This is a genomic window from Paenirhodobacter sp., from assembly GCF_050177655.1.
Classification (GTDB): Bacteria; Pseudomonadota; Alphaproteobacteria; order Rhodobacterales; family Rhodobacteraceae; genus Rhodobacter.
In genome coordinates this window covers 1-26,146 of the sequence record NZ_JBFXGV010000009.1, presented here as the reverse complement: position 1 = coordinate 26,146, position 26,146 = coordinate 1, and the positions used below count along the sequence as shown (strand labels likewise).

The 26,146-nt window shown below is 68.1% G+C and carries 25 protein-coding genes, 1 pseudogene and 1 riboswitch; of the genes and pseudogenes, 5 read left to right on the top strand and 21 right to left on the bottom strand.

Going from position 1 to position 26,146, the window contains the following annotated elements; all coding sequences use genetic code 11:
* Nucleotide 1: 1 nt before the first annotated feature.
* From AB7U46_RS05760 to AB7U46_RS05685, 16 genes are all read right to left on the bottom strand, one after another.
* The gene (locus AB7U46_RS05760) at nucleotides 2-322 is read right to left on the bottom strand and encodes a HypC/HybG/HupF family hydrogenase formation chaperone (protein ID WP_428335991.1); all 321 of its coding nucleotides are present in this window, start codon (nucleotides 320-322) and stop codon (nucleotides 2-4) included.
* Nucleotides 322-948, bottom strand: coding sequence for a HyaD/HybD family hydrogenase maturation endopeptidase (locus AB7U46_RS05755; protein WP_428335990.1), 627 nt, complete (start codon nucleotides 946-948; stop codon nucleotides 322-324). The genes AB7U46_RS05760 and AB7U46_RS05755 overlap by 1 nt, the downstream gene beginning before the upstream one ends.
* A 286-nt stretch (nucleotides 949-1,234) precedes the next feature.
* On the bottom strand, nucleotides 1,235-2,011 hold the full coding sequence (cybH, locus tag AB7U46_RS05750; protein ID WP_428335989.1) for a Ni/Fe-hydrogenase, b-type cytochrome subunit: 777 nt from the start codon (nucleotides 2,009-2,011) through the stop codon (nucleotides 1,235-1,237).
* Between the two features lie 44 nt (nucleotides 2,012-2,055).
* Nucleotides 2,056-3,849 carry a nickel-dependent hydrogenase large subunit gene (locus AB7U46_RS05745; protein ID WP_428335988.1) on the bottom strand — a complete coding sequence of 598 codons (1,794 nt, stop codon included), beginning with the start codon at nucleotides 3,847-3,849 and terminating at the stop codon, nucleotides 2,056-2,058.
* A 3-nt stretch (nucleotides 3,850-3,852) separates the two neighbouring features.
* On the bottom strand, nucleotides 3,853-4,929 hold the full coding sequence (locus AB7U46_RS05740) for a hydrogenase small subunit (protein ID WP_428335987.1): 1,077 nt from the start codon (nucleotides 4,927-4,929) through the stop codon (nucleotides 3,853-3,855).
* 193 nt (nucleotides 4,930-5,122) lie between these two features.
* A complete protein-coding gene (gene hypF, locus AB7U46_RS05735) occupies nucleotides 5,123-7,375 on the bottom strand; it encodes a carbamoyltransferase HypF (RefSeq protein WP_428335986.1) in 2,253 nt (750 codons plus the stop codon).
* Nucleotides 7,376-7,440: 65 nt separating this feature from the next.
* Nucleotides 7,441-8,868 (bottom strand): nickel-dependent hydrogenase large subunit, encoded by a 1,428-nt coding sequence (locus AB7U46_RS05730; RefSeq protein ID WP_428335985.1) that lies wholly within the window; start codon nucleotides 8,866-8,868, stop codon nucleotides 7,441-7,443.
* Nucleotides 8,865-9,863 (bottom strand): HupU protein, encoded by a 999-nt coding sequence (locus tag AB7U46_RS05725; protein ID WP_428335984.1) that lies wholly within the window; start codon nucleotides 9,861-9,863, stop codon nucleotides 8,865-8,867. Before AB7U46_RS05725 ends, AB7U46_RS05730 begins: the two co-directional genes overlap by 4 nt.
* Nucleotides 9,860-11,251 (bottom strand): sensor histidine kinase, encoded by a 1,392-nt coding sequence (locus AB7U46_RS05720; protein WP_428335983.1) that lies wholly within the window; start codon nucleotides 11,249-11,251, stop codon nucleotides 9,860-9,862. Before AB7U46_RS05720 ends, AB7U46_RS05725 begins: the two co-directional genes overlap by 4 nt.
* Before the next feature lie 64 nt (nucleotides 11,252-11,315).
* Entirely contained in the window at nucleotides 11,316-12,464 is a 1,149-nt protein-coding gene (locus AB7U46_RS05715; protein WP_428335982.1) for a sodium ion-translocating decarboxylase subunit beta, read from the bottom strand.
* 34 nt (nucleotides 12,465-12,498) lie between these two features.
* Entirely contained in the window at nucleotides 12,499-12,891 is a 393-nt protein-coding gene (locus tag AB7U46_RS05710) for a biotin/lipoyl-containing protein (protein ID WP_428335981.1), read from the bottom strand.
* The gene (locus AB7U46_RS05705) at nucleotides 12,888-13,292 is read right to left on the bottom strand and encodes an OadG family transporter subunit (protein ID WP_428335980.1); all 405 of its coding nucleotides are present in this window, start codon (nucleotides 13,290-13,292) and stop codon (nucleotides 12,888-12,890) included. The genes AB7U46_RS05710 and AB7U46_RS05705 overlap by 4 nt, the downstream gene beginning before the upstream one ends.
* Before the next feature lie 12 nt (nucleotides 13,293-13,304).
* A complete protein-coding gene (locus AB7U46_RS05700; RefSeq protein ID WP_428335979.1) occupies nucleotides 13,305-14,858 on the bottom strand; it encodes an acyl-CoA carboxylase subunit beta in 1,554 nt (517 codons plus the stop codon).
* A gap of 266 nt (nucleotides 14,859-15,124) precedes the next feature.
* The gene (locus AB7U46_RS05695; RefSeq protein ID WP_428335978.1) at nucleotides 15,125-16,216 is read right to left on the bottom strand and encodes a 2Fe-2S iron-sulfur cluster-binding protein; all 1,092 of its coding nucleotides are present in this window, start codon (nucleotides 16,214-16,216) and stop codon (nucleotides 15,125-15,127) included.
* Nucleotides 16,217-16,220: 4 nt separating this feature from the next.
* Nucleotides 16,221-17,459 carry an aromatic ring-hydroxylating oxygenase subunit alpha gene (locus AB7U46_RS05690; RefSeq protein WP_428335977.1) on the bottom strand — a complete coding sequence of 413 codons (1,239 nt, stop codon included), beginning with the start codon at nucleotides 17,457-17,459 and terminating at the stop codon, nucleotides 16,221-16,223.
* A gap of 53 nt (nucleotides 17,460-17,512) precedes the next feature.
* Nucleotides 17,513-17,709: riboswitch (cobalamin riboswitch) on the bottom strand.
* A 169-nt stretch (nucleotides 17,710-17,878) separates the two neighbouring features.
* The gene (locus AB7U46_RS05685; protein WP_428335976.1) at nucleotides 17,879-18,529 is read right to left on the bottom strand and encodes a peroxiredoxin; all 651 of its coding nucleotides are present in this window, start codon (nucleotides 18,527-18,529) and stop codon (nucleotides 17,879-17,881) included.
* Nucleotides 18,530-18,645: 116 nt separating this feature from the next.
* Here AB7U46_RS05685 and AB7U46_RS05680 point away from each other — a divergent pair, with 116 nt between their 5' ends.
* Nucleotides 18,646-19,548: a LysR substrate-binding domain-containing protein gene (locus AB7U46_RS05680; protein WP_428335975.1), complete on the top strand. Its 903-nt coding sequence runs from the start codon at nucleotides 18,646-18,648 to the stop codon at nucleotides 19,546-19,548.
* Nucleotides 19,549-19,563: 15 nt separating this feature from the next.
* On the opposite strand, the gene AB7U46_RS05675 is transcribed toward AB7U46_RS05680, so the two are convergent.
* On the bottom strand, nucleotides 19,564-20,934 hold the full coding sequence (locus AB7U46_RS05675) for an aspartate aminotransferase family protein (RefSeq protein ID WP_428335974.1): 1,371 nt from the start codon (nucleotides 20,932-20,934) through the stop codon (nucleotides 19,564-19,566).
* A gap of 148 nt (nucleotides 20,935-21,082) precedes the next feature.
* On the opposite strand from AB7U46_RS05675, the gene AB7U46_RS05670 reads away from it, so the two are divergent.
* Nucleotides 21,083-21,631: a cupin domain-containing protein gene (locus AB7U46_RS05670; protein WP_428335973.1), complete on the top strand. Its 549-nt coding sequence runs from the start codon at nucleotides 21,083-21,085 to the stop codon at nucleotides 21,629-21,631.
* Between the two features lie 48 nt (nucleotides 21,632-21,679).
* Here AB7U46_RS05670 and AB7U46_RS05665 read toward each other — a convergent pair whose 3' ends face one another.
* Nucleotides 21,680-22,810, bottom strand: coding sequence for an S-(hydroxymethyl)glutathione dehydrogenase/class III alcohol dehydrogenase (locus AB7U46_RS05665; RefSeq protein ID WP_428335972.1), 1,131 nt, complete (start codon nucleotides 22,808-22,810; stop codon nucleotides 21,680-21,682).
* Nucleotides 22,811-22,881: 71 nt separating this feature from the next.
* On the opposite strand from AB7U46_RS05665, the gene AB7U46_RS05660 reads away from it, so the two are divergent.
* The gene (locus AB7U46_RS05660) at nucleotides 22,882-23,220 is read left to right on the top strand and encodes a hypothetical protein (RefSeq protein ID WP_428335971.1); all 339 of its coding nucleotides are present in this window, start codon (nucleotides 22,882-22,884) and stop codon (nucleotides 23,218-23,220) included.
* A 4-nt stretch (nucleotides 23,221-23,224) separates the two neighbouring features.
* Nucleotides 23,225-23,530 (top strand): I78 family peptidase inhibitor, encoded by a 306-nt coding sequence (locus tag AB7U46_RS05655; RefSeq protein WP_428335970.1) that lies wholly within the window; start codon nucleotides 23,225-23,227, stop codon nucleotides 23,528-23,530.
* A 31-nt stretch (nucleotides 23,531-23,561) separates the two neighbouring features.
* Here the strand turns inward: AB7U46_RS05655 and AB7U46_RS05650 are convergent, their stop codons facing one another.
* Entirely contained in the window at nucleotides 23,562-24,002 is a 441-nt protein-coding gene (locus tag AB7U46_RS05650; RefSeq protein ID WP_428335969.1) for a c-type cytochrome, read from the bottom strand.
* 412 nt (nucleotides 24,003-24,414) lie between these two features.
* Here AB7U46_RS05650 and AB7U46_RS05645 point away from each other — a divergent pair, with 412 nt between their 5' ends.
* Complete coding sequence (locus tag AB7U46_RS05645) at nucleotides 24,415-24,762, top strand: DUF2794 domain-containing protein (RefSeq protein WP_428335968.1); 348 nt, start codon at nucleotides 24,415-24,417, stop codon at nucleotides 24,760-24,762.
* 70 nt (nucleotides 24,763-24,832) lie between these two features.
* On the opposite strand, the gene AB7U46_RS05640 is transcribed toward AB7U46_RS05645, so the two are convergent.
* Both AB7U46_RS05640 and AB7U46_RS05635 read right to left on the bottom strand, forming a co-directional pair.
* Nucleotides 24,833-25,663, bottom strand: coding sequence for a C40 family peptidase (locus tag AB7U46_RS05640; RefSeq protein WP_428335967.1), 831 nt, complete (start codon nucleotides 25,661-25,663; stop codon nucleotides 24,833-24,835).
* Nucleotides 25,660-26,146: pseudogene (locus AB7U46_RS05635) on the bottom strand (leucyl aminopeptidase family protein); the annotation flags it as partial. The gene AB7U46_RS05640 and the pseudogene AB7U46_RS05635, both read right to left, overlap by 4 nt.

Below are 26,146 nucleotides of genomic sequence, written 5' to 3'. Positions count from 1 at the left end.
CTCAGGCGCTGGTCTTGCCGGCGTCGCGCGCGGCCTGCAGATGGGGGGGCAGCTGCGGCTCCCGCCCCTCGAGATCGGCGAAAGCGTCGCCAAGGTCGCCGCCCGCCATCAGCGCGGCGAGCCCGCCAAGCGCGGCGGAGATCTTCTGCGCCTCCTCGGCCGGGATCACCGCCCGGGCGGCGCCAAGAAAGGAGAGCAGCCAGTCGCCCGGCACCGCCTCGGGCGTCAGCGAGAGGTCGATGAGCCCGGGGGCACCGTTTTCCAGCACCTCGCCGCGGATGCCCTCGACCGCGATCAGCTGCACGGGAATGCCAAGGCACATCAGCGCGTCTCCCCGGGCGGGAAGAAGCGGTCGTCGCCGGTGCGGCAGGCCTCCTCGGCCGAGGGGCGGCCGGTTTCATAGGCCTCACGCGCGAGCGAGGGGTCGGCGGCGCCCTCGCAGGGCGTGGTGCCGGGGGCGGCAGTGATGCCCCAGCCGGCAAGCTCGGCCTGCGCCAGATCAAGCGCCGGGTCGATCTGCGCGGCGACCGCGGGGCGCAGCCCGCCGCCGAAATCCTCGAGCTCGACCGGCTGGCAGCCGATCAGCGTGATGCGCCGCGGGCAGCGGTCGAGCAGTTCGGCGGTGGCGAGCACGTCCTGAAAGCCGGTCTGATGCAGCGACATCTTTTTCGCGCCCATGAAGGCGGGGACGTCGCCGTCGCGCAGCACCTTCAGCGTGCCGGGGGCAAGGCCGAAGTCGATCGCGTCGAAGACCAGCATCGCATCGGCCTCCTCGAGGAAGGGCAGCAGGTAGAGACCCTGCGTGCCGCCGTCGAGCAGCCGGACGTGGTCGGGCAGCGCGACGCGGGTCGCGAGCGTCTCGACGCAGCGCACACCAAAGCCCTCGTCCGCCCAGAGCACGTTGCCGATCCCAAGAATGAGCACCCTTTCGGGCGTGAAAGCTGGCATGGACCCCTCCCTAGGCCTTCCGCTGGCAAGGGGCTTTGCGGCCCCGGTGAGAATCGAAAATAGACTTTGCAGGCGATGAAGAATTCGTCAAAACGCATGGTTGCGCAAACTTCCCGCATCGCCTTGAAAGCACGGTCAATTTTGCCATTTTTCCGGGCAAATTCCAGCTGCGATCTGGAAGGATGATTTCCAATTCATGAAAGAACTGAAAGAATCGAAACCACCCCGAAAGGAAACGGGCGCGACCAAGCCGCGCCCGTCCGGGGACAGAGAGGGAGGTTGTCCCCTACTCGATGCGATCGTCCTTGAAGGTCCGATGCCCCGAAATCATCGTCGAAACCATCGACTGGCGCGACATGATGTCCTCGCGGATCGCGGCGTAGATGTGGATGATCATGAAGACCACGATCGCCCACATGCCGAGATGGTGCAGCGTGTGCAGCCGCTGGCTGTTCTGCACGAGGCCGAGCACCCAGCCCATCACCGTGTCGGGCAGGCTGCCCTGCCCCGCGCCCTCGGCGTAAAGCGCCCAGCCGGTCACCAGCATGAAGCTCAGCCCCAGCGTGATGAAGAAGAACATCGCCAGATGCGCCATCGGGTTGTGACCGACATATTTCTTGGGGAACTTCTCGAGGAAGGCATACCAGCGCAGCTCGAACCAGAACTCCTTCCAGAACCGGGGGTTCCAGAACGGAATGTAGAACATCTGCCGCGCGTGGCTGTTGCCGACGAAGGCCCAGTAGATCCGGCCGAAGAAGCCCACCGTCAGGATCATCGCCGCCGCGAAATGCGCGAACCGGATGTAGCCCATGACGAACTGGTCATAGGCCTCCGAGATCTGCATCGTCGGCAGCGGATGGCCGATCAGGAACCCGGTGACGCAAAGCACGGTGATCGCCAGCGCGTTGACCCAGTGCCAGAGCCGCACCGGCGCCTCGTAGACATAGACCGAGGTGCGCTTGCGGATCGACTCCAGATCCTCGAGCGTCGCATCGCCGGTGAGCCGCGACGCCTCGAAGATCTCGTGGCTTTCCTTGGCGGGATGAAAGATCTTGTCAGTCATGGCACGGCCCTCCCCTGCCTTTTGCCTCGCTCAGCATGGCGCCCTCAGCGCACCTTGACCCGGGTCAGTTCCTGACCGTCGGGCGACATCACATGGGTCGAGCAGGCAAGGCAGGGGTCGAAGCTGTGCAGCGTGCGCAGGATCTCGACCGGCTCCTCGGGCCGCTCCATCTTGGTGTTCATCAGCGAGGCCTCGAAGGCGCCGATATTGCCCTGGGTGTCGCGGGGCGAGCCGTTCCAGGTGGTCGGCACGACGCATTGGTAGTTCTCGATCCGGCCATCCTTGATCTTGATCCAGTGGCCAAGCGCGCCGCGCGGCGCCTCGGTCATGCCGACGCCCTTGGCCTCCTTCGGCCAGGTCGAGGGATCCCACTTTTCGACATTGGCGGTCGAACTGTCGCCGTTCTTGATATTGGCGATCATCTTGTCGAAGAAATGCCGTTGCAGACGGCCGCAATACTCGGCCTCGAGCGCGCGCGCCGCGGTGCGGCCGAGCGTCGAGAAGAGCGCGTTCATCGGCAGGCCCATCGTGCCCAGCAGCCCATCGACCTGGGCCTTGATGTCCTCGTGGCCCTTGGCATAGCCGACGATGTAGCGGGCAAGCGGCCCCACCTCCATCGCGTGCCCCTTCCAGCGCGGCGCCTTGATCCACGAATATTTCGCGGCCTCGTCGAGTTCCTGGATATTGGTCTTGGTGCCCTTGGCGTTCGGCCCCAGCTCGAACTGCGGCTTCGTCTCGCCGTCCCAGGGGTGCAGCCCCTTGCCCGGCTCGCCATAGGTGTACCAGCTGTGATCGACGAATTCCTGCACCTGCTCGGGGTCGCGCGGATCGACGTCGTGGACCTCGTTCAGATTGCCGTTGATGATCGCGCCGCGCGGCAGATGCAGCTGCTCGGGGCTGAAATCATTCGGGTTTTCCGGAATGTCGCCATAGGCGAGGCAGGCCTGCGACGACAGACCGCCACCGTAAAGCCAGTTCTTGTAGAAGCCGCCGATCGCGATCACGTCGGGGATATAGACGTTGCGGGTGAACTCCAGCGACTGGTCGATGATCGAGGAGACGTAGTTCAGCCGTTCCATGTTGATCGCGCCGACCGCGCCCACGCCGTCGAGGTTGATCGGGCAGGGCACGCCGCCGACCAGCCAGTTCGGATGCGGGTTCTTGCCGCCGAAGATCGTGTGGACCTTGACGATTTCCTTTTGCAGATCAAGCGCTTCGAGGTAGTGCGTCGTCGCCATCAGATCGGCTTCGGGCGGCAGCAGATAGGCCGGATTGTCCCAGTAGCCGTTCTTGAAGAGGCCGAGCTGCCCGGATTCGACGAATTTCTTCAGCCGGTTCTGCACGTCGCGGAAATAGCCGGGCGAGGACAGCGGATGGCTCGGCGAGACCATCTGTTGCAGCTCGCTCGTGGCCTTCGGATCGGCGCGCAGCGCGTTCACCGGGTTCACCCAGTCGAGCGCATGCAGGTGGTAGAAATGCACGACATGGTCGTGGATCTGCAGCGCGAGCTGCATCATGTTGCGGATCGAGTTCGCATTGTCCGGGATCTTGATCCCCAGCGCGTCCTCGACCGAGCGCACCGAGGTCAGCGCATGGGTGCCGGTGCAGACGCCGCAGATCCGCTCGGTGAAGGCCCAGGCGTCGCGCGGATCGCGGCCCTTCAGGATCACTTCGAGGCCGCGCCACATCGTGCCGGTCGAGACGGCATTGGTGATCACGCCCTCCTCGTTCACGTTCACTTCGCAGCGCATGTGGCCTTCGATCCGGGTCACCGGGTCGACGACGATGCGCTTGCCCGAATTGTCGAGGGTGAAGCCGTTCGGCGTTTGACTGGTCATGGCTTACACCTCCTCGTTCTTCTTCTGCGCGCGCTTGAGCGCGGAGACGGCGGCATGCACCGCCACGGCGCCGCCGACGACGCCCGCCGCGGTCATGCCGATCTTGTCGGCGTTCGCCTCGATGCCGAATTGCTTGATGTTGGTGAGCCGGTCGTAGAACGAGCCCTGATCCCAGAACCCGTCCTCGGAACAGCCGATGCAGCCGTGACCCGACTGGATCGGGAAGCTGACGCCGTCGTTCCAGCGCACGGTCGAGCAGGCGTTGTAGGTCGTCGGCCCCTTGCAGCCCATCTTGTAGAGGCAATAGCCCTTGCGCGCATATTCGTCGTCCCATTGCTCGACGAATTGCCCGGCATCGAAATGCGGCCGGCGATAGCACTTGTCATGAATACGCTGGGAATAAAACATCGCCGGCCGCCCCTGCCGATCCAGCTCGGGGAGCCGGTCGAAGGTGAGCATATAGGTGATGACGCCGGTCATCACCTCGGCGATGGGCGGGCAGCCCGGCACCTTGATGATCGGCTTGTCGGTGATGACCTTGTGAACGGGGGTGGCACGGGTCGGGTTCGGCGCCGCGGCCTGCACGCAGCCATAGGAGGCGCAGGCGCCCCAGCTGATGATCGCCTTGGCGTGTTCGGCGGCGTGTTTGAGCTGCTCGACGAAGGGCTTGCCGCCGACGATGCAGAACATGCCATCCTCGTTGAGCGGCGGGTTGCCCTCGACCGCGAGGATGTAGTTGCCCTTGTATTTCTCGATCGTGTCCTCGAGCGCGGCTTCGGCCGCAGTGCCCGCCGCCGCCATCAGCGTGTCGTCGTAATCGAGCGAGATCATGCTCAGCACGACGTCCTTCGCCAGCGGGTGCGCCGAGCGGATGAAGCTTTCGGAGCAGCAGGTGCATTCCAGCCCATGCACCCAGATCACCGGTGTGCGCGGCTTCGTCTCCATCGCCTCGGCGATCTTCGGCACATAGGCCGGGCCAAGGCCCAGCGCCGCGGCGGTGAGCGAGCAGTATTTCATGAAGCTGCGCCGGGTGATCCCCTGACGCCGCATCACGTCATAGAAGGTTTCGATTTTCGACACTGGTCCCTCCCTGGCCGATCGGCGCGCAACCAAGGCCGCGCACGGTATCCCTTGGTATGCGGGGGGAACGGCCGGGCGGCCAAAGGGATTCGACAGAATGTCGCAGGTATTTTTTCTATTAAATAACAGTGCATTAACGGGATTTACCCAAGAGAGGGCGGCAAGGGCGTGACCGCTTGCCGCCGCCCTCTGGTCAGTCGCTTTCCGACTGCACCGCAGCGATGAGCGCCTGACCAAGCGCCAGCCCACCGTCATTCGCGGGCGTTGTGCGATGGGTCAGAACCGGCAGGCCGGCCAGTTCGGCGCAGATCAGATCGTGCAAAAGCGCGTTCTGGAACACCCCGCCCGAAAGCGCGACCGCCTTCGCCGCACCGCTTTCGACCAGCGCCCGCGCCGGCGCGGCAAAGCTTTCCGCAACCCAGCGGTGGAAGGCAAATGCCAGCGCTCCCGGCTCAACCCCACCCAATTGCGCCGCCCTCAGCTCCCGCAGCATTGCTGCGGGCGCGAGCGCGCCGCCCTGCGGGGCGGGGGCGGCGAAGCGGAGCTTCGCCGCCCCCGCCCGTTCCGCCCCGCGCGCGAGCGCCTCAAGCCTCATCGCCGCCTCGCCCTCATAGCTCTGCCGCATCGGGCAGATCCCGAGACACGCCGCGACCGCATCGAAAAGCCGCCCCGCGCTCGAGGACAGCGGCGCATTGATCCCTTTCGCCGCCGCCTGCCGCGCCAGATCGCGCGGTGCCGCGGGGAAGAGTGCGTCCGCCCAATCCGCCATTCCCGCCGCGTCGAGCCGCACGAGCGCATTGCGCCAGGGCTCCATCTGCGCGCGGTCCCCGCCAATGAGCGGCGCCGGCTCCAGCCAGACCCGCCGCTCATAACCCGCGTAATCGCCCAGCAGGATCTCGCCCCCCCAGACCGTGCCATCGGGGCCAAGCCCCAGCCCGTCGAGCACGATCCCCGCCACGGGGCCAGCGTCGCGCGGCCAGAGGTTCTCGCCGAGACAGGCGGCGAGATGGGCGTGATGGTGCTGCACCGCGACGAGCCGCAGCCCCTCGGCCTCGGCCCGCGCCTGCCCGTGGCGCGTTGCGCGGAAATCGGGGTGCAGATCGGTCGCCACCACCGCCGGATGATGATCGAAAAGCGCGGCGTAATCGGCATCGGCCTGCTGGAAGGCCTCCCAGGTCAGCGCCTCGTCCAGCTCGCCCAGATGATGGCCAAGCAGCGCCTGCCCGTTTTTCACCAGACAGATCGCCGCCTTCATCTGCCCGCCATAGGCGACGACCGGCGGCGCCTCCGCAAACCCCGGCGGCAGCGGCAGCGTGCCCGGCACCTGCCCGCGCGCGCGGCGCAGCACCATCGGCGGCGCGGCCCGCACGACCGAGTCGTCGAGCCGCCGCGCGATCTCGCGGTCATGCATCAGGAAGCCGTCGGCAAAACCGGCGAGTTTCTCGCGCGCCTCGGCATTGCCGATCACCTGCGGCTCACCCGACAGATTGCCCGAGGTCATCACCAGCACACCGCCAAAGGCGTCAAGCAGCAGGTGATGCAGCGGCGTATAGGGCAGCATCACGCCGAGGCTGTCGATGCCGGGCGCCACCGCCTCGGGCAGGGTGCCGCGCGACGGCATCAGCACGACGGGGGCGGAGGCGTCGCGCAAGACCTTCAAGGCCGCCTCGGAAACCTCGACGATCGCGCCCAGATCCACCTCCCGCGCCATCAGCGCGAAGGGTTTCGCCGGCCGGTGCTTGCGCGCGCGCAAGGCCGCCACCGCCCCCGCATTGGCCGCGTCACAGGCAAGGTGGAAGCCGCCCAAGCCCTTCACCGCAACGATCCCCCCGGCCTTCAGCCGCGTGACGGCCAGGGCGATCGCATCCCCCGCACCCTCGGCGCCGCCCTCCTCATACCAGAGCCGCGGGCCGCAGACCGGGCAGGCGATCGGCTGCGCGTGAAAGCGGCGATCGGCCGGGTCGCGATACTCCGCCCCGCATTCGGGACACATCGCGAAAGGCGCCATCGTCGTCTTCGCCCGGTCATAGGGCAGCCCCTTCAGGATGGTGAAACGCGGCCCGCAATGGGTGCAATTGGTGAAGGCATAGCCGCGCCGCCGCCCCGTCCCCCGGATCTCGTCGAGACAGGCCGGACAGGTCGCCGCATCGGGCGTCACCCGGGTCTCGGCCCCCGCCCCTTGCGAGGCGGTGATCTCGAACCCCTCGGGCGGCACGTCGAAGGTGAAGGCCGTGACCTCCACCGCATCGACCCGCGCAAGCGGCGGCGCCTCGGCCCGGATCGCCGCCGCGAGATCGCCGATCTCGCCCGCTACCCGCACCAGCACCCCCTCGGGGTCGTTCAGCACATGGCCGCGCAGCCCCCGCGCATGCGCCAGCTGCCAGACGAAGGGCCGAAACCCCACCCCCTGCACCTGACCGCGCACCCTGATCTCGACCCCGTCCATAACGTTTCGCTTCTTCTTGGGAAAAATACTCCGGGGGTCCGGGGGCAGCGCCCCCGGCTCGCCCGTCAATGCACCGTGCAGACCATGCAGGGATCGAAGGAGCGCACCACATGCTGCACCGCGACCGGCGTTTCTTCGCCCTCCGCCACCGGCACACCCACCAGTGCCGCCTCGAGCGGCCCGGGCATACCCGCCGCATCGCGGGGGGAAAAGTTCCAGGTCGTCGGCGCGATGATCTGATAGGAGGCGATCCGGCCCCCCTCGATCCGCAGCCAATGGCCCAGCGCGCCACGCGCCGCCTCGATCAGCCCGGCGCCCTGCCCCGCCTCGGGCACCGCGCCCTGCACCATGAAACGCGCCGTGGGGTCGATGCCCTCGGCCAGCCGCTCCATCAGGATCTGCGTGCGCGCAAGCTCCAGCAGCCGCCCGGCCACGCGCGCGAGCACCCCGCCGCCCGCAAGCGCAAGCGCCAGCGGATGGCCGTCGACCACCTGCCGCGCGAGCGCGCCAACCTCGACCGGCTGCCCGGAAAGCCGCGGCGCCTTGCACCAGCTGTAGGCGCCGTCGCGCATCGCCTCGTCCGGCCGCGTCTCGCCCGCGAAAGGATGCGCCGTCTGCCCGAGCATCCAGGCATGGCTCAGATCCTCGGCGATCGCGGCGGGGTCGAGCGGCTGCAAGCCCCCCTCCCAAAGCCCCGCGGCAAAGGCCGGGCCGTCCTCCAGCGGATAGGCGCCGAAACTCATGTAGCGCCCCGCGCCACGGCCGAGATCGTCGAGCCCGAGATCGGCGGCGATTTCAAGGAAAAGCCCGGCATCGCCGCGATCCCAGCGCATCAGCGCCGCAGGGGTTTCGAGCGCGATGAACTCCTCCAGCGCGGCCCCGAACACCACGGTCTCGAGGTAACGGCGGAACGCGCGCAGCGTCACCGCGATGCGCAGCTTGTCGCGCGCATCGGGCGCCCGCGTCACGCCGCCGGGCTGGATCGCGAGCGTATGCGGCCATTTCCCGGCCATCAGGCCCAGAATATGCATCAGCCCCGCCCGCGCCTCGATCGCGGCGCGCTGCGCCCCCCCCTCGCCCGCGGTGAACCGATCGACCGCGCGCGCATGCCAGGCGCGCCCGGCATAGGGCGGCCGGGTGAAATCGGGCATGAAGAAGAGGTTGAAATGGATCAGGTGGTCGGAGGCATTCTCGACCGCCTGGATCAGCGCGGCGATCCCCGCGCCCTGGGCCGTGGGCGCCAGCCCCATCGCGGCGCCCAGCGCGCGCGCCGCCGCCGTCGATTGCGAGATCGAGCAGATGCCGCAGATCCGCGGCGTGATCGTCAGCGCATCGCGCGGATCCTTGCCCTCGAGCATCCGCTCGAAACCGCGGTAAAGCGGCGCGTTGACCTGCGCCGCCGCAACCCGGCCATCGGCCATATCGAGATGCACTTCGAGATCGCCCTCGACCCGGTTGAAGGGCCCGACGACAAGGCGCGGCGTGTCGCTCATCGGCGCCCCTTCGGCTTGCGGATCGTGGGCCGCACCTCAACGCGTGGCGCGACGGCGTTCTTCGCGATGCGCTCGGGCGTCGCGGCCTTCGAAAGCGAGGCGAGCGCCATGAACCAGGCCTTGGGCATGTCGGTCGGCAGGCCAACGGGGATGCCCGCGATCTTCGGCGTCTCGGTGAACGGGTGGCGCGGCTCCTCGAACTCGGGCGCGGTGCAGTTGATGCAGGGGTAATTGCCGCGCGTGCAGCTGCCCTCCCCGTTCCAGGGCCGGATATTGCAATCGCCCACCGCCTGGGTGCCGACGCAGCCGAGGTTCTCCATCATGCAGCCCATCTCGCTCAGCTCGATCGCCGAGGCCTTGTATTCGTAGAACTCATTCTTCGTGCAGCCGTGATGCACCAGATGCTGCGCATAGAACAGCGGCCGGCCGAAAGTGTCGAGATCGGCGGCACCCAGCGCACCGGCGGCGAGCAGCATCAGCGTCTCGGTGACCCAGCCCGGATGCGTCGGGCAGCCCGCGACATTGATGACGGGCAGGCCCGAGGCGGAGCGGAACCCCGCGGACAGCGCGCCGCCCGGATGCGCGCCGTCATATTGCACGCCGACCGCATCCGAGGGGTTGCCCCCCGCCGAGGTCACCCCGCCATAGGTCGCGCAGGTGCCCACCGCCACCACGTGGCGCGCGCGCGGCGCGAGCGCCGTGACCCAGTCGAGCATCGAGCGCCCGGTGCCCGAAAGCATCTGGAACCGCCCGGTGCCGCGCGGCCCGCGCGCGATCGAACCCTCGACCGCAAGCACGTCGAGCGGCGTCTCGCCACGTTCGACGCTTTCGAGCAGCGCGCGCACCTCGGCCCCGGTCTCGAGGCTCAGCGTCGGATGCCAGAGGAAGGTGATCCCGGCATCGGCGAGCGTCTCGAAGAGGTTCGGATCCTCGGCGCACAGAAGCGACATCGTGCAGCCGCCGCAGCCCGCCGCCTGAAGCCAGAGCACGTTCATGCGGTCTCCTCCGCGAGCGGCAGGTCGAAACTGAAACAGGCCCCGGAGCCGATCCCGGAACAAAGCCGGAGCCGCCCGCCGTGCTCCTCGACGATCTTGTTCGAGATCGAGAGGCCAAGCCCGGTGCCGCGGCCGACCTCCTTCGTGGTGAAGAACGGATCGAAGATCGCCTGCGCCACCGTCTCGGGCACGCCCGGGCCGTTGTCGCGCACCGAAAGCTCGCCACGGGGGCCGCTTACCGCGGCGGTGATCTCGATGCGCCCGCCCGCACGCCCCTCGAGCGCGTCGACCGCGTTCTGCACGAGGTTCATCACCACCTGCTGCACATGGCCGGGCCGGCCGCGGACCATCAGCGAGGGCCGGCCGGTGAAGCTGATCTCGGTGCCGCTTTTGGAGCCGCGGCAGACCCAGGTCGCGGCGGTCTGCGCCGTCTCCACCAGGTCGAAAATGACCATCTCGCCCGAGCCATCCGCCGAAAGCCGGCGCAGATCCTCGACGATGTCGCGCACCCGCTCCGCCCCCTCGCGCGCGCCCCGCGTCGCCTCGCGCAGGTTCTTCACCTCGCGGTCGAGCTTCAGCTCCTCGCGCAGCGCGATCAGCCGGTCGCGGTCCACCCCCTGCTGCACCTCGCGGAAATAGGCCTCGAACTTGCCGGCATAGCGTTCGAGTGCATGGGCATTGGCATAGACGAAGGAGATCGGATTGTTCAGCTCATGCGCGACACCGGCGAGCAGCCGGCCGAGGGAGGCGAGTTTTTCGTTGCGCACGAGCTGCGCCTGCGCGGCGATCAGCGCCTCGTGGCTGCGCGCGAGATCGGAATAGGCCTTGCGCAGCTCGCCCAAGGGGCGGCCGGTGAGGACATAGCCGATCACCCGCTCACGCTCATCAAGCCGGGGGCTGACGGAAAGTTCGAGCGGCGCGGGGCCGTCCGGCCCGGCAAGCGCCGCCTCGAGCGTCACCGGCGCGCGGGCATTCGCGGCCTCGGCCAAGGCCCGGTCGAGCGCGCCATGGCTTGCCGCGTCGAACATCCGCGCGAGCGCCTGGCCATGCCAGATGCCGGGCACCGTGCCGGTGAGCGCGGCGACCGAGGCGGAGGTCTCCAGCACCTCGCCCGCGCGCGAGACCACGATCAGCGCATCCGAGACCGAGGCGAGGATCGAGCCGAGGAAGGAGCGCATGTCCTCGAGCTCGTGGTTCTGCCGCTCGAGCCGCTCCTGATAATCGACGAGATCGGCATAGGTGCGGTCGACCGCCTCGAGCACATCGACCCAGACCGCATCGCTGCCCTCGCCCGCCACCGGGGGCAAAAGCGCGCCAAGACCGGCGGGCGGCGCGGGCGGGCGCGCGCCGGGAACGGGGGTGCGGTCGGGGGCAGGCTCGCGGCTCATGTCATCCTCCGCCCCGAGCATATCGCGCAGCGGCGGCGGGGCAAGGGGGCGCAGGCCGCGCCCCTCAGCCGCCGAACCAGGCGATGAAATAGCCCGCGACGACCGCGGTGCCGATCACGCCCGCCACGTTCGGCCCCATCGCATGCATCAGAAGGTAATTGTTCGGATCGGCCTTCTGCCCCTCGTTGTGGCTCACGCGGGCGGCCATCGGCACCGCCGAAACGCCCGCCGAGCCGATCAGCGGGTTGATCTTGTTCTTCGAGAACAGGTTCATCAGCTTCGCCATCAGAACCCCCGCCGCGGTGGCGACGCCGAAGGCGATGACGCCCAGCCCGAGGATCTTCAGCGTGCTCGCGTCAAGAAAGCGCTCGCCCGTCATGGTGATGCCGACCGAGGTGCCGAGGAAGATCGTGGTGACGTTGATCACCTCGTTCTGCGCGGCCTTGGTCAGCCGTTCGGTCACGCCGCTCTCGCGCAGGAAATTGCCGAGCATCAGCATACCGATCAGCGCCGAGGCGGCGGGCACGAGCAGGATCACCACCACCGTCACCATCCCGGCGAAGACCAGCTTTTCGAGCCGGGAGACCGGACGCAGCGACTGCATGCGGATCTTGCGCTCGGCCTTGGTGGTCAGCGCGCGCATGATCGGCGGCTGGATCATCGGCACGAGCGCCATGTAACTGTAGGCCGCCACCGCGATCGGCGCGAGCAGGTCGGGGGCGAGCTTGTTGGCGAGGAAGATCGAGGTCGGGCCGTCGGCGCCGCCGATGATGCCGATCGCCGAGGCCTCCTGCGGGGAAAACCCGATCATCGTCGCCCCGAAGAAGGTGGCGAAAACCCCGAACTGCGCCGCCGCGCCCAAGAGAAGCGTGCGCGGATTGGCGATGAGCGGCCCGAAATCGGTGAGCGCGCCGACGCCGAGGAAGATCAGCGGCGGGAAGATCTCGAGCTTCACCCCCATCGAGATATAGTAGTAAAGCCCCCCCGCCTCACCGTTCACCGGCGCGTTTATCAGCCCCTCGGTCGGCAGGTTGGCGAGCAGCGCGCCGAAGGCGATCGGGATCAGCAGGAGCGGTTCGAACTTCTTGTAGACGGCGAGGTAGAAGAGAACCGCAACCACGATCCACATCACCCCCATCTGCCAGGTGACGTCGGGAATCGCGGTCAGGTTCCAGAGCTGCTCGAGTTTCGAGCCGGATGCGGTGCCGTCCATGGGAGCCCCCTTTGGCGGTCGGGTCGGTCAGCGTTCAGGCGAGGGTGACGAGGATCTGCCCCTCAGTCACGGTGGCGCCAGGGGTGACATGCACCGCGCTCACCGTGCCCGCCTGCGGCGCGCCGACATTGGTGTTCATCTTCATCGCCTCGAGCACGAGAAGCACGTCGCCCGCGGCCACGGCCTGGCCCACGGCGACATCGACGGAAACGACGGTGCCCGCGAGCGGGCTCGGGATCGCGCCGGGGCCGGCCGCGGCGGCGGGCGCCGGTGCGGGGGCCGCAACGGGCGCGGGCGCCACCGGGCGGGGGGCCGGAGCGGCCGCAGCCATCGGCGCGGCGGCGGGCTGGGCGGCGGCGGGGGCGTCGAGCTCCTCCACCGTCACATCATAGGCGACCCCTTCGACGGTGATGCGCAGACGTTTCATGGTTTCTGTCCTCTCAGGATGTCGGGGGTCTCGCCGCCGAGCGAGGGCCGCGTCGGCCCCCAGTCGGTGCGGATCCGGTGGGCGGTGAAGGTCTCGATCCGGCCTTCCATCGGCCAGCCCTCGACCTTGTGGGCCGGGGCCGCGACGCGGGTGACGCGATAGCCCGCGCCAAGCACCGCGCTGACCGCCGCCGCGATCGCGGCGAGGTGATGCGGCGGCACGCCCGCGGGCACGGCCGGGGCGGCGGCTTTCGCCACCGGGGCGGGGGCCGCGGCGGCCGGCGCCGGGCGCGCGGCGGCGCGGAAGCCCATCGCCACCAGCACGCAGGCGCCCCAGAGCGCGGCGAGCACCATCATCACCACGGTGAAGCCGGTGCCGATCAGTTCGAGGTTGTCGAGCATCTCGCGCCTCCGTCAGAGCGGGATATTGCCGTGTTTCTTCGGCGGGCGGGTCTCGCGCTTCGACATCAGCCCGCGCAGCGCGAGCGCGATCGTCGAACGGGTCTGGCGCGGCTGGATCACGTCGGTGAGGAACAGCATCCCCGCCGAGAGATAGGGCGAGGCGAATTCCGCGCGATATTCATCGGCGAGCTCCTTCGCCTTCGCGCGCTTGTCCTCGGCCTCCCCCAGCTCCTTGCGGTAGAGGATGTTCACCGCCCCTTCCGCCCCCATCACGGCGATCTCGGCCGAGGGCCAGGCGAAGACGTGATCGGCGCCCATGTCCTGGCTGCACATCGCCAGATAGGCGCCGCCATAGGCCTTGCGCATGATCACCGTGATCTTCGGCACCGTCGAGGAGGCATAGGCGAAGAGCATCTTCGCACCGTGGCGGATGATGCCGCGCCGTTCTTCCAGCACGCCGGGCAGGAAGCCGGGCACGTCGACCAGCGTCACCAGCGGGATGTTGAAGATGTTGCAGAAGCGCACGAAACGCGCCGCCTTGTCGGAGGCGTCGATGTCGAGCGTGCCCGCCTTCACCATCGGCTGGTTCGCGACGAAACCGACGACGATGCCGCCGATCCGGCCGAAACCGATCACGATGTTCTGCGCGAAGGTTTCCATCACCTCGAGGAAATCGCCCTCGTCGGCGAGCCGGCGGATCACCTCGCGGCAATCGAAGGGCGCCTTCGAATCCTCGGGCAGCAGATCGTCGAGGCCGGGATCGTCGGCGATCGAGAGATCCGCCTCGATCCGGTGCGGCGGGTCCATCATGTTGTTCGAGGGCAGGAAGGAGAGCAGCTTGTGCACGATCGCCACGGCATGGGCGTCGTTCTCGGCGATGAAATGCACGTTGCCGGACACGCCGGCCTGGGTCTCTGCGGAGCCGATCTCATCCATCGTGGTGACCTGGCCGGTGACCGAGCGGATCACCTCCGGCCCGCAGATGAACATCTGCGCATTCTCGCGCGTCATGACGACGAAATCGGTCAGCGCCGGGGAATAGGCCGCGCCGCCCGCGCAGGGGCCGGCGATCACCGAGATCTGCGGCACCACGCCCGAGGCCTGCACGTTGCGGTAGAACACCTGACCATAGGCCGAGAGCGCGCCGACGCCTTCCTGGATCCGCGCGCCACCGGAATCGTTGAAGCCGATCACCGGAACGCCCGCCTTCATAGCGTGATCGAGCGTGTGGCAGATCTTCTTGGCGTGGGTCTCGCCGAGCGAGCCGCCGGAGACGCCGAAATCCTGCGAAAAGGCCGCGACCGGTCTGCCGTCGACGAAGCCGGTGCCGGTGATCACCGCATCGGTCGGGATCGCCTTGCCCTCCATCCCGAAATGACGGGTCTTGTGCAGCGCATGCAGGCCGAATTCCTGGAAGGTGCCGGCGGAAAACAGCGCCTCGATCCGCTCGCGCGCGGTGAGCCGGCCCTTTTCGTGGCGTTCGGCGGTCTTCTTCGCGCCGCCGCCTTCGAGCGCGACATCGCGCCGCTTGTCCAACTCGTCCGCGAGTTTCCTGGAAATCGCCATGATCGCATCGCTTCCTTCTGGCCCGCCGGAACCCCGGCGGGGATGTTGCAGGGCATGACCCGAAGGCCCCCCGAGGCGCCCGCGGCCGGCCCTTTCGGACCAGGTCGCGACGCACCCTAATGGCGGTCCGATTAAGGCGCAGTTCACGGTGAAGATAAAGCGGGGGCGCGCGGAATATTTTGCAACTGCAGCAAAAATCGCGCTTTGCCGCCCGAATGGGCACAATCGGGGGGCGATTCCCGCCCCCCATCCGGCAATGCCCCGGATCAGACCTCGACCGAGACCTTGCCCATCGGATTCGCGCAGCAGGCGAGGATATAGCCCTCGGCGATCTCGTCGTCGGAGATGCCGCCGTTGTGCACCATATGCACCTCTCCCGAGAGCTTCTTCACCTTGCAGGTGCCGCACAGCCCGAAGGTGCAGCCCGAGGGGATGTTCAGCCCCGCCTGTTTCGCCACGGCCAGCACCGTGTCGGTCTCGGCGCAGGGCGCGGTGACGCCCGAGGCGGCGAAGGTGATCTCGGCGGCGACCTGCGCGTCGGGGGTGACGTCCTCGATCAGCGGCGCCTCCGCCTCGCTCGCCACCGGGGCGCCGAAGCTTTCCTGATGGTAATGCTCCATGTCGAAGCCGAGCGAGATCAGCATCTCGCGCACCGACTGCATGAAGGGCTCTGGCCCGCAGCAGAACACCTCGCGCTCGAGGTAGTCGGGCGCCATCAGGCCGAGCATGATCTGGTTCAGCCGGCCCTGATAGCCGTGCCAGGTGCGGAACGGATCGAGTTCCTCGACGGAGAAGCGCAGCTGCAGCCCCGGCACGCGGTTGGCGAATTGCTCCAGCCGCTCGCGGAAGATGATCTCGGAGGGGCGCCGCGCCGCGTGGACGAAGGTGATGTCGGGCATCTCGCCCGAATCCCAGGCCCAGGTCGTCATCGCCATCATCGGCGTGATCCCCGAACCCGCCGAGACGAAGAGGTATTTCTTCGCCTTGTGGCGGTGGAAGGAGAAGATGCCGCTCGGCCCGAAGGCGCGGATCTTCATCCCCGGCTTCAGATGTTCGAGCATCCAGCGGGTGCCGATGCTGTCCTTCTGCGCCTTCACCGTGACCGAGATCGACAAGGGCCGCGAGGGGCTCGAGGAGATCGTGTAGGTGCGCTGAACGTTGCCCGCCGCGCCCTTCGCCGGATCGACCGGCAGGTCGAGGGTGACGAACTGCCCCGGCTCGTAGTCGAACCACGCGCCCGAAGGCGCGCGGAAGGTGAAGGTCGCGGTGTCGGCCGTTTCCGGCACGACCATCGCGCATTCGAGCATCTCGTCATCCGACCAGGGCTCGGCGGACCAGTTCAGGCGCGGCTTGACCATCCGCTCACTCCGCCGCCTGGGCGGTCGGGCCGAGCCGCTCCGCCATCGTGCCGCAATACCAGTCGACGAACTGGATCACGCCCTCTTCCTGCACCGTCGAATAGGGGCCGGGTTCGTAGGCCGGGGAAAGGATGCCCTTCTGGTTCTCTTCCACGACCTGACGATCTTCGTCATTGGTGTTGAGCCAGACCTCGGTCAGCGTCTTGAGATCGTAATCCTTGCCCTCGACCGCATCCGCCGGCACCAGCCATTTCGTCGTGACCTCGGTCTCGGTGGGCGAGAGCGGCAGGATCCGGAAGACGATCGCATGATCGGCGAGGAAGTGGTTCCAGGTGTTCGGATAGTGGAAGAACAGCAGCGAGCCCGCGTCGCTGAAGGGCATCTGCCCCATGCGATGACCGGTCACCGCCGCCTTCGTGCTCATCGTGTAGCTTTCGGCGTTGTTCAGAAGCGGGATCCGCGCGAGGCGCCACTGCATCCGCGGATGCGCGGTGAAGCGCGAGGGCAGCCCCGCCTCCTCGCAGCGTTTCCAATGCGCGAGGATGTCCGGGCTCGCCGCGTCGGGGCCTTCCATCGCGGTCATCCGCGGGTTGTCGGAATAGGTCCGGCAGAGCGAGGGATGCGAGCCGCCGCAATGGTAGCATTCGCGGTTGTTCTCGATCACCAGCTTCCAGTTGCCCTTCTCGACGATGGTCGAGGAAAACGCGACCTTCGCCTCCTTCAGCCCGGCGGGGGCGAGGTAGCGGCCGAGCGTCTGGGCGAGATCGGCGATCGGCGGCGGCACTTCGGCGAGGCAGATGAAGACCATGCCGCCGATATCGACGCAATGGACCTTCTTCAGCCCGTGTTTCGAGGCGTCGAAATCCTCCTGCATGTCGCGCGCCCAGATCAGCCGGCCGTCGAGCTCGTAGGTCCACTGGTGGTAGGGGCAGACGAGCTTCGCGGTGGTGCCGCTCGGCGCCGAGCAGAGCCGCTGGCCGCGGTGGCGGCAGACGTTGTGGAAGGCGCGGATCATGCCATCGGCGCCGCGCACCACGATCACCGGATAGGCGCCGACCTGAAGCGTCGCGTAATTGCCGGGCTTGGGCAGTTCGCAGGCGGGCACCGCGAACAGCCATTCGCGGTAGAAGATCTGGTCCAGATCGGCCTGGAGCACGCCCTCGTCGCAATAAAGCTCGTGGCTCAGGGAATAGTTCTCGCGGCGCGCGGCCAGTTCCGCGCGGATCTCGGATGCGCTCAGCATCTTGCACCTCTTTGGGCCACGCCTCCCCGCGCGGACAGGTTGAAAGAAGGGCCGAAGCCCGGGGCCGCAAGGCTGGTGTCCGGGCTCGGGAGGCGCCTGCACGCCGCGGACGCGCCCTCCGGGCCTCCGCCCGGCGGATCCGACCGCCTCTCCCATACCGTTGCGGGGGCAGCGCCGGTCTCCCACCGGCTTTCCCAATTCTCCTGCGTCCCGGGGCCGGGGCGCAGGCACCCTGCCCCGCCAGATTGACAGAATGCCGCGCCCGGCGCGCCGCAAATGCGACCTCCGGCGCGGCATTCGAGACATTGCCCGGGCGCGGCCCCGCCCCCCGGACAGGGGCAGGCGCCGCGCGGGGGCGATCGCGGCTCAGCACGCGATTCGCGCCCTGCGCGGCGCCCAGGAACCGGGGCCCCGTCGGCTCAGAGCATCCGCGTCGAGAAATACCAGTCGACGGTGTCATAGCCCTCGCCGGCACGCGCCTCGGCCTCTTCCGGGGTCTTCGGCGTGTGCACGATCACCGGCTTGCCCGGCGCCCAGTTCTCCGGCATCGCGCAATTCTCCTCGGCCGCGGTCTGCAGCGCCACGAGCAACCGGTAGATCTCGTCGACCGAGCGGCCGGCGACCATCGGATAATAGAGCATCGCGCGCAGCTTGCCCTCCGGGTCGATCAGGAAGGTGGCGCGCACCGCCGAGGTGTCGGAGGCGCCGGGCTGGATCATGCCATAGGCCGAGGCCACCTCCATGCTCAGATCGGCGATGATCGGGAAGGTGATCTTGGTGCCGAACTTCTCCTCGATGTTGCGCATCCAGGCGATGTGCGAATAGTGGCTGTCGATCGAGAGGCCGAGCAGCTCGGTGTTGCGCGCGGCGAAATCGGCCTGGCGCTTGGCGAAGGCGATGAATTCGGTGGTGCAGACCGGGGTGAAATCGGCCGGGTGCGAGAACAGCACCAGCCATTTGCCGCGGTAATCGGCGAGGGTGCGGCGGCCGTGGGTCGTCGGCGCGTCGAAGTCGGGGGCGGCGACGTTCAGGCCGGGCATCCGGGGCTGGGTCTGGGTCAGGTCGGTCATCGGTTTTCCTTTCGGGTCTCTGTCGTTTCGATGCAGACTTCCTACCCCCCGGAATTACATTGGTGAAATTGATTGATACGCTTTCACTTATTGCCTTTTTCTATTACGATTCCCGCATGATCACCCTGCGCCAGCTCCGCTTCCTCACCGCCGTCGCCGAGGAACTCAATTTCTCCCGCGCGGCCGAACGCTGCCACGTCACCCAACCCACGCTGAGCGCGGGGCTGCGCGAGCTCGAGGAACGCCTCGGCGTGACCCTGGTCGAGCGCACGAAACGCTCGGTGATGATGACGGAGATCGGCGCCGAGATCGCGGCGCGGGGCCGCGCGCTGCTGCTTGGCGCGCGCGAGATCGAGGAGCTCGCCGCCGCGCAGCTACGCCCCGACGAGGGCGATCTGCGGCTGGGCGCGATCCCGACGATCGGCCCCTTCCTGATCCCGCGCGCCCTGCCCGGGCTGCGCGCGCGCTTTCCCGCCCTGCGGCTCTACCTGCGCGAGGAGCTGACCGAGAGCCTGCTCGAGGGCGTCGCCGCCGGGCGGCTCGACCTTGCGGTGATCGCCCAGCCCTATGACATCGGCAGCCTGCGCAGCATGGCGCTCTTCGACGACGGCTATCACCTCGCCGCCCCGCCCGAGGCGCCGCCGCAGGAAGCGGGCACTTGCGAGACCGGCCTCGCGCTGCTCGACGGGGCGCATCTGCTGCTTCTGGAAAAGGGGCATTGCCTGCAGCGCCATGCGCTGCGCGCCTATCCCGCCGGGCGGCTCGCGCAGGACGAGCATTTCGCCGCGACGAGCCTGACGACGCTGATCTCGATGGTGAGCGAGGGGCTGGGGATCACGCTGCTCCCCGATCTCGCGGTGGCGGCCGGGGTGGCGGCGCATCAGCGCGTCGCACTGACGCCGCTGCCCGACGCCTGCCCGCGCCATGTCGTGCTGGTCTGGCGCGCGACCTCGCCGCGCGCCGCCGTGTTCGAGGAGATCGGCCGGATCCTGCAGGAGACGCGCCGCGCCCTGCGCTGATCCGGCCGCCGGAGCTCAGCCGAAGACCGCGGTGAGCGCGCCGTCGACGGCCTCGGTGATCTCGTCGATGTCGTCGGGCGTCGCGATCAGCGCCGGGCTGAAGCAGAGCGTGTTGTTGAACCCGGTGAGCGAGCGGTTCGTCATGCCGAACATCACGCCGCGCTTGGCGCCCTCGGCCACCACGCGGGCGACCTCGCCCTCATGCATCGGCTCCTTCGTGGCGCGGTCGGCCACGAGCTCGGCGCCGGCAAAGAGGCCCGCACCGCGGACGTCGCCGATCACCTTGTGCTTTTCCATCAGCGTCTGCAGGTTCGCCATGATCCGCTCGCCCATCGCGACGGTGTTGGCCAGCAGCCCCTCGTCCTCGATGATGCGCATGTTCTCGATCGCCGCCGCGGGGCCGGCGGTGCAGCCGCCAAAGGTCGAGATATCACGGAAATAGCTGAGCTTGTCGGTCGCGTCCTTGAACTGCTCGAACACCGCCTCGGTGGTCACGCAGCACGAAATCGCCGCATAGCCCGAGGCCACACCCTTCGCCATCGTCACGAAATCGGGCTGGATGCCGTAGTTCTGATAGCCGAACCAGGTGCCGGTGCGGCCCATGCCGCAGACGACCTCGTCGATGTGCAGGAGCACGTCGTATTTCTTGCAGATCTCCTGCACCCGCTCCCAATAGCCCTTCGGCGGCACGATCACGCCACCGCCCGCGGTGACGGGTTCGAGGCAAAGCAGGCCGACGGTATCCGGCCCCTCGCGCAGGATCACCTCCTCGATCGCATCCGCCGCGCGCTCGCCGTAATTCTCGACATCCCACTGCGCGCGGTATTCGAGGCAATGCGGCACCGGCACGAAGCCGCCCGGGAACGGCCCGTATTGCAGCGCGCGCTCTTCCTGACCGCAGGCCGCGAGCGTGCCGAGCGAGGCGCCGTGATAGTCGCGCTCACGATAGAGGATCTTCGATTTCTTGCCGCCATGCAGCCGCGCCGAGATCTGGCGCACCATCTTGAAGACCTTCTCGTTCGCTTCCGACCCCGAGTTGGCGAAATAGACGCGGCTCATGCCCGGCATCTTGGTCAGCAGCTTTTCCGAGAAAAGCGCGCCCGGGATGGTGCCGCCGCTGCCCGCCCAATAGGGCAGCTCGATCAGCTGGTCGCGGATCGCGTTGGCGATGCTCTCGCGGCCGTAGCCGACGTTCACCGTCCAGACCCCGCCCGAGACGGCGTCGAGGAACTCGGCGCCGTGCTGATCCCAGATCCGGATCCCCTTGCCCTTGACGATGACGCGCGGGTCACTCGTCTCGAGCGATTTGTGTTGCAGCAGGTGGTGCCAGACATGGGCGCGATCGGCCTCGGTCACATGGCGCATATCGTTGGAAAGCAGGGTCATCCGCGGGACTCCGTCAAAGGGGGATGCGCCATCACAATCCTTTTCCGCGCGCCCAACAATCCTTTTTATCACTACGGCAAGTCATTGATTTTTATTGCGCGCATCGTAAAGTGATGCGGATTTCACAACAACCGGAACGGAAATGGCGATGGAAGGCGAAATCGGCGCGCGGCTGCGGGCGCTGCGTCAGGCGCGCAACCTCTCGCAACGCGAGCTCGCGCGGCGCGTCGGCCTGCCGAATTCGGCGATCTCGCTGATCGAATCGGGGCGCACCAACCCGACGATCGGCGCGCTCAAACGCATCCTCGACGGGCTGCCGATCGGGCTGGCGGAGTTCTTCGCCTTCGAGCCGGAGGCACCGCGGCGCTTCTTCTTCGCCGCCGAGGAGCTGCACGAGATCGGCAAGGGCCGGATCTCCTATCGCCAGATCGGCGAAAGCGGCGCGGGGCGCGCGTTGCAGATGATCGCCGAGACCTACCAGCCCGGCGCCGACACCGGCAAGGTGCCGCTCAGCCATCAGGGGGAGGAGGTCGGGCTGATCCTCTCGGGCCATCTCGAGGTGACGGTGGACGGCGCGCGCAAGCTGCTTGGCCCGGGCGACGCCTATGCTTTCGCAAGCCATCTGCCGCACCGCTTCCGCAACCCGGGGGCCGAGCCCTGCACCGTGGTCAGCGCCTGCACGCCGCCCAGTTTCTGACGCGGCGCGGGCGGGATCGGGGCGCCGGTGTCGGCGCCCCTTCCGGCATCAGTAGATCACGACCGAGCGGATCGACTCGCCCTTGTGCATCAGATCGAAGGCCTCGTTGATGCGCTCGAGCGGCATCGTGTGGGTGATCATCGGGTCGATCTCGATCTTGCCGTTCATGTACCAGTCGACGATGCCCGGCACGTCGGTGCGCCCGCGCGCGCCGCCGAAGGCGGTGCCCTTCCAGACCCGCCCGGTCACAAGCTGGAACGGCCGCGTCTGGATCTCGGCCCCGGCCGCCGCCACGCCGATCACCACGCTCACACCCCAGCCGCGATGGGTGCATTCGAGCGCGTCGCGCATCACCTTCACGTTGCCGGTGCAGTCGAAGGAGTAATCCGCGCCGCCGATCTGGTCGAAGGGGGTCTTCGTCAGGTTCACGATCTCCTGCACGACCGTGCCTTCGATCTTCGTCGGGTTCACGAAATGGGTCATGCCGAAATACTCGGCCATCTCGCGCTTGCCGTCGTTCAGATCGACGCCGATGATCATGTTGGCGCCCGCCATCCGCAGGCCCTGGATCACATTGAGCCCGATCCCGCCGAGGCCGAAGACCACCGCCTTCGCGCCGATCTCCACCTTGGCGGTGTTGATCACGGCGCCGATGCCGGTGGTGACGCCGCAGCCGATGTAGCAGATCTTCTCGAAGGGGGCGTCGTCGCGCACCTTGGCGAGCGCGATCTCGGGCATCACCGTGTGGTTCGCGAAGGTCGAGCAGCCCATGTAGTGATAGATCGGCGTTCCGTCGAGCATCGAGAAGCGCGTCGTGCCGTCGGGCATCAGCCCCTGCCCCTGGGTCGAGCGGATCGCGGTGCAGAGGTTGGTCTTCTGGCTCAGGCAGCTCGGGCATTGCCGGCATTCGGGGGTGTAGAGGGGAATCACGTGATCCCCGGGCTTGAGCGAGGTCACGCCCTCGCCCACTTCGAGCACGATCCCCGCGCCCTCATGGCCGAGAATCGCCGGGAAGATCCCCTCGGGGTCGGCTCCCGACAAAGTGAATTCGTCGGTGTGGCAGATGCCCGTGGCCTTGATTTCGACCAGAACCTCGCCCGCTTTCGGGCCTTCGAGGTTCACTTCCATGATTTCGAGCGGTTTTCCCGGGGCAACAGCGACCGCGGCACGGGTTCTCATTGGGCATTCCTCCCTGTATATCTGGCGGCAAACTGCGGCATCCCCGCCGCCAACGCAAGAATGGGTGCGACATGTTAGCCAAGTTCTCCGTCATCGCCGTCCTCGCGCTGACGCTTTCCGCCTGCCAGAGCACGACCGAAGACACCACCCCGGCCGAGCCGCTGCCGACGCCTCACATGACCCCGACGGTCACCGAGGGCGCGCTCGAACAGCGCGAGCCCGACACCTGCCACGCGATCGACTATACCTCGGCGCTGGGTCAGCCCGCCTCGGTGATCCCGACGCTCGGCATCTCCCGGCCGATCAACGTCGTCGAATGGCGGGGCATCGAGCCGCAGATCTACAATCCGCAGCGCATCGTGTTCCGCCTCGACGCCGCGGGCAACATCTTCAACATCGACTGCGGTTGAGCCGATGCGCGCCTTTTCCGCAGCCCCCGCGCTGATCGGCGCCCTGCTGCTGGCCTCCTGCACGCTCGACGCCGCGGGGCCGGATCTCGCGGGGTCCGAGCTGCCGGTGCCGGGGGCGGCCGATCAATGCGGCGCCACTGAGCTTGGCGCGCTGGTCGGCCAGCCCGAAAGCGTGCTCGCCACGATGCGCTTCGCGCAGCGGGTGCGGGTGATCCACCCGGGCGATGCGGTGACGATGGATTATTCGGCCAGCCGGCTGAACATCGGGATCGACGCGGCGGGCAAGATCGCCACGCTGCACTGCGGCTGATCGCCCGGGCCGGGCGCTGCGGCGCCCGCCCTCACATCTTGAAGCGGCCGTGGCAATCCTTGCAGGCCGCGCCCAGCGCCGGCAGCGTGTTGGCCAGATCCCCCGCATCAAGATCATTCGCCGCCTTCAGAAGCCGGTTCGTCTTCTGCCGGAACTCACCCGGGCTGTTCCAGATGTCGGGCAGCGCGTTCGAAACCGGGTCGTCGGCATGGGCGCGAAAGGCGGTCTCGACCTTGTCGGCACCGTCGCGCAGCGCCGCGATCGCCGCCTCGGCCTGCGCCGCATCGAAGGGCGCCTTGCCCTCGGCCATGTCGCTCAGAGTGCCCATGTCGCCCTTGAGCGACTGCATAAGCGCGATGCGCGCATGCACCACCGGATCCTTCGCCTCCTCCTTGGCGAGCGCGATGCCGCCGGCAAAGGCGAGCGCGAGCGCGAGCGTGAGGCGCAGCGAGAGCAGCGGACGAGCGGACATCGGGGACTCCTGTGATCCATCCGGGCGGGCCGGACGCGGGCAAGATGGCGGCAAAGCCCCCCCGGCGCAATCGGCCCCCGATCACGAAGCCGTTCACGAAGCCATTCCCTGCGCCGGCACCGGCCAAACCCCGCCGCCGCCCCCGGGCAAAGCGAAACCCCGCCCTTTCGGGCGGGGTCGAATTCCGCGGAAGGCACCCCGACGGCACGAACTGGGTGGGGGCTGTTGACCGCACCGCCGGGGCTTTAGCGTTTTCCGCTACAGGATTTATCGCCCGCGACATGGGCGCAAAGGGGATCGGATTGCGGCGCGCAAGAGGTCATTTTGCGGCGAGATCGCGACATGGTGAAGCCGCGACCGCCTGCTGCAGCCGGGGCTTGATTTGCGGCGGGGCCGGTGTCACCATTTGGTCATGACGATCCAGGCGCCGACGCCCTTCCCCCGCCCCCCCGCCGAGCCGACCCAGGTCGCCTTCGATCGCGGCGAGCTGGGCGCGATCCTCACGCTTTACGGGCGGATGGTGGCCGCGGGCGAATGGCGCGACTACGCGATGAGCTTCCTGCGCGATCACGCGGTGTTCGCGGTGTTCCGCCGCTCCGCCGAAAACCCGCTTTACCGGATCGAGAAGCGCCCGGCGCTGCGCAACAAGCAGGGGCTTTACGCGGTGATCGGCGCCGAGGGGCAGGTGCTCAAGCGCGGCCATGACCTCGCCTCCGTGCTGCGCGTGCTCGAGCGCAAGCTGATCCGCCCGATCGATTAGGCCCCGGCCGGTCGCGCCCGGCGCGGGCGGAGCCTCCGGCGGGGATATTTCCTCTCTGTAGAATGCCAGATCAGGGGCGTTTGATGCCGTAGAGCGGCCCCTCGCCCGCGGCGTCGATGCGCGCGATACAGGCGTCGATATCCTCATGCGCGACGCTCATCGTCTGGCCGTTGGCGTGGATCAGCCGCGTGCCGTCGACGGCCATCGCGACATGGCCGGGCCAGAAGAAGAGATCGCCGCGTTCGGGGCGCGTGCCCTCGGGCAGGAAGGCGCCGAAAGCCGCGCGCTGCTGATCGCTGTCGGCCGGGCAGCCGATGCCGCAAAGCGTCAGCGCGAGCTGCACGAGGCCCGAGCAGTCGATGCCGTCGCGCGAATTGCCGCCCCAGAGATAGGGCGTGCCGAGGAGCCGCTCGGCCACCGCGACCGGGTCGGCCTCGGGCTGCTCGATCGGGCGGATATGGGTGCGCGGCACCCAGCCCTCGGCGATGCGTGCGAAACGGCCGGTGATCTCCTCGACCGCGAGCCGCGCCCCGATGCCGAGCGCCATCACCTCGCCGCGCTTGATCGAGGGCTCGCGGTAGACATGCGAGCCGAGCGCATTGACGACATGGGTCGCCACCAGCGCCGGGCCGAGCGCGGCCTCCGGCAGCCAGCCGCAATAGCCGTCCGCCGCCGCCTGCACGAAGGCGAGCCCCGCGCGCCGCTCGATCACGGTGAGCGCCGCGCCGAAGATCACCTGGCGCTCGCGCAGCGCGCCGGGGGAGGCCACGAGATCGACGATCGGCGCGATCAGCCGCGCCGGCTCGCCGCGGATGAAGGCCTGGGCCGCGACCTTGCCGCGCAGGCTTTCGAGCGCGAAATGGCCGGAAAACGGGGTGAGGCGGCGGTCGGGATCGCTCACAGCCCGAGCACCTCGGGCAGCGCGGCGAAGATCGCGCGCGCGCCCTGTTGCAGCGCGCCTTTCGGGCGGCCGGGCGCAGCGGCGGGCTGCCAGCCGTAGATGTCGAAATGGGCGAAACGCTCGGTCTCGGTCACGAAGCGGCGCAGGAAAAGCGCGGCGGTGATCGAGCCCGCCATCCCGCCCGAGGGCGCGTTGTCGAGATCGGCGATGCCCGGTTCGATCAAGGCCTCGTAAGGCGCCCAGAACGGCATCCGCCAGAGCGGATCGGCGAGTTTGTCACCGCCGGCAAGCGCCGCGGCGAGATCGTCGTCATCGGTGTAGAAGGGCGGCAGATCAGGGCCGAGCGCGACCCGCGCCGCGCCCGTCAGCGTCGCCATGCAGCAGATCAGATCGGGGCATTCCTCGTCGGCGGCCGCAAGCGCATCGGCGAGCACCAGCCGCCCCTCGGCATCGGTGTTGTTGACCTCGACCGAAAGCCCCTTG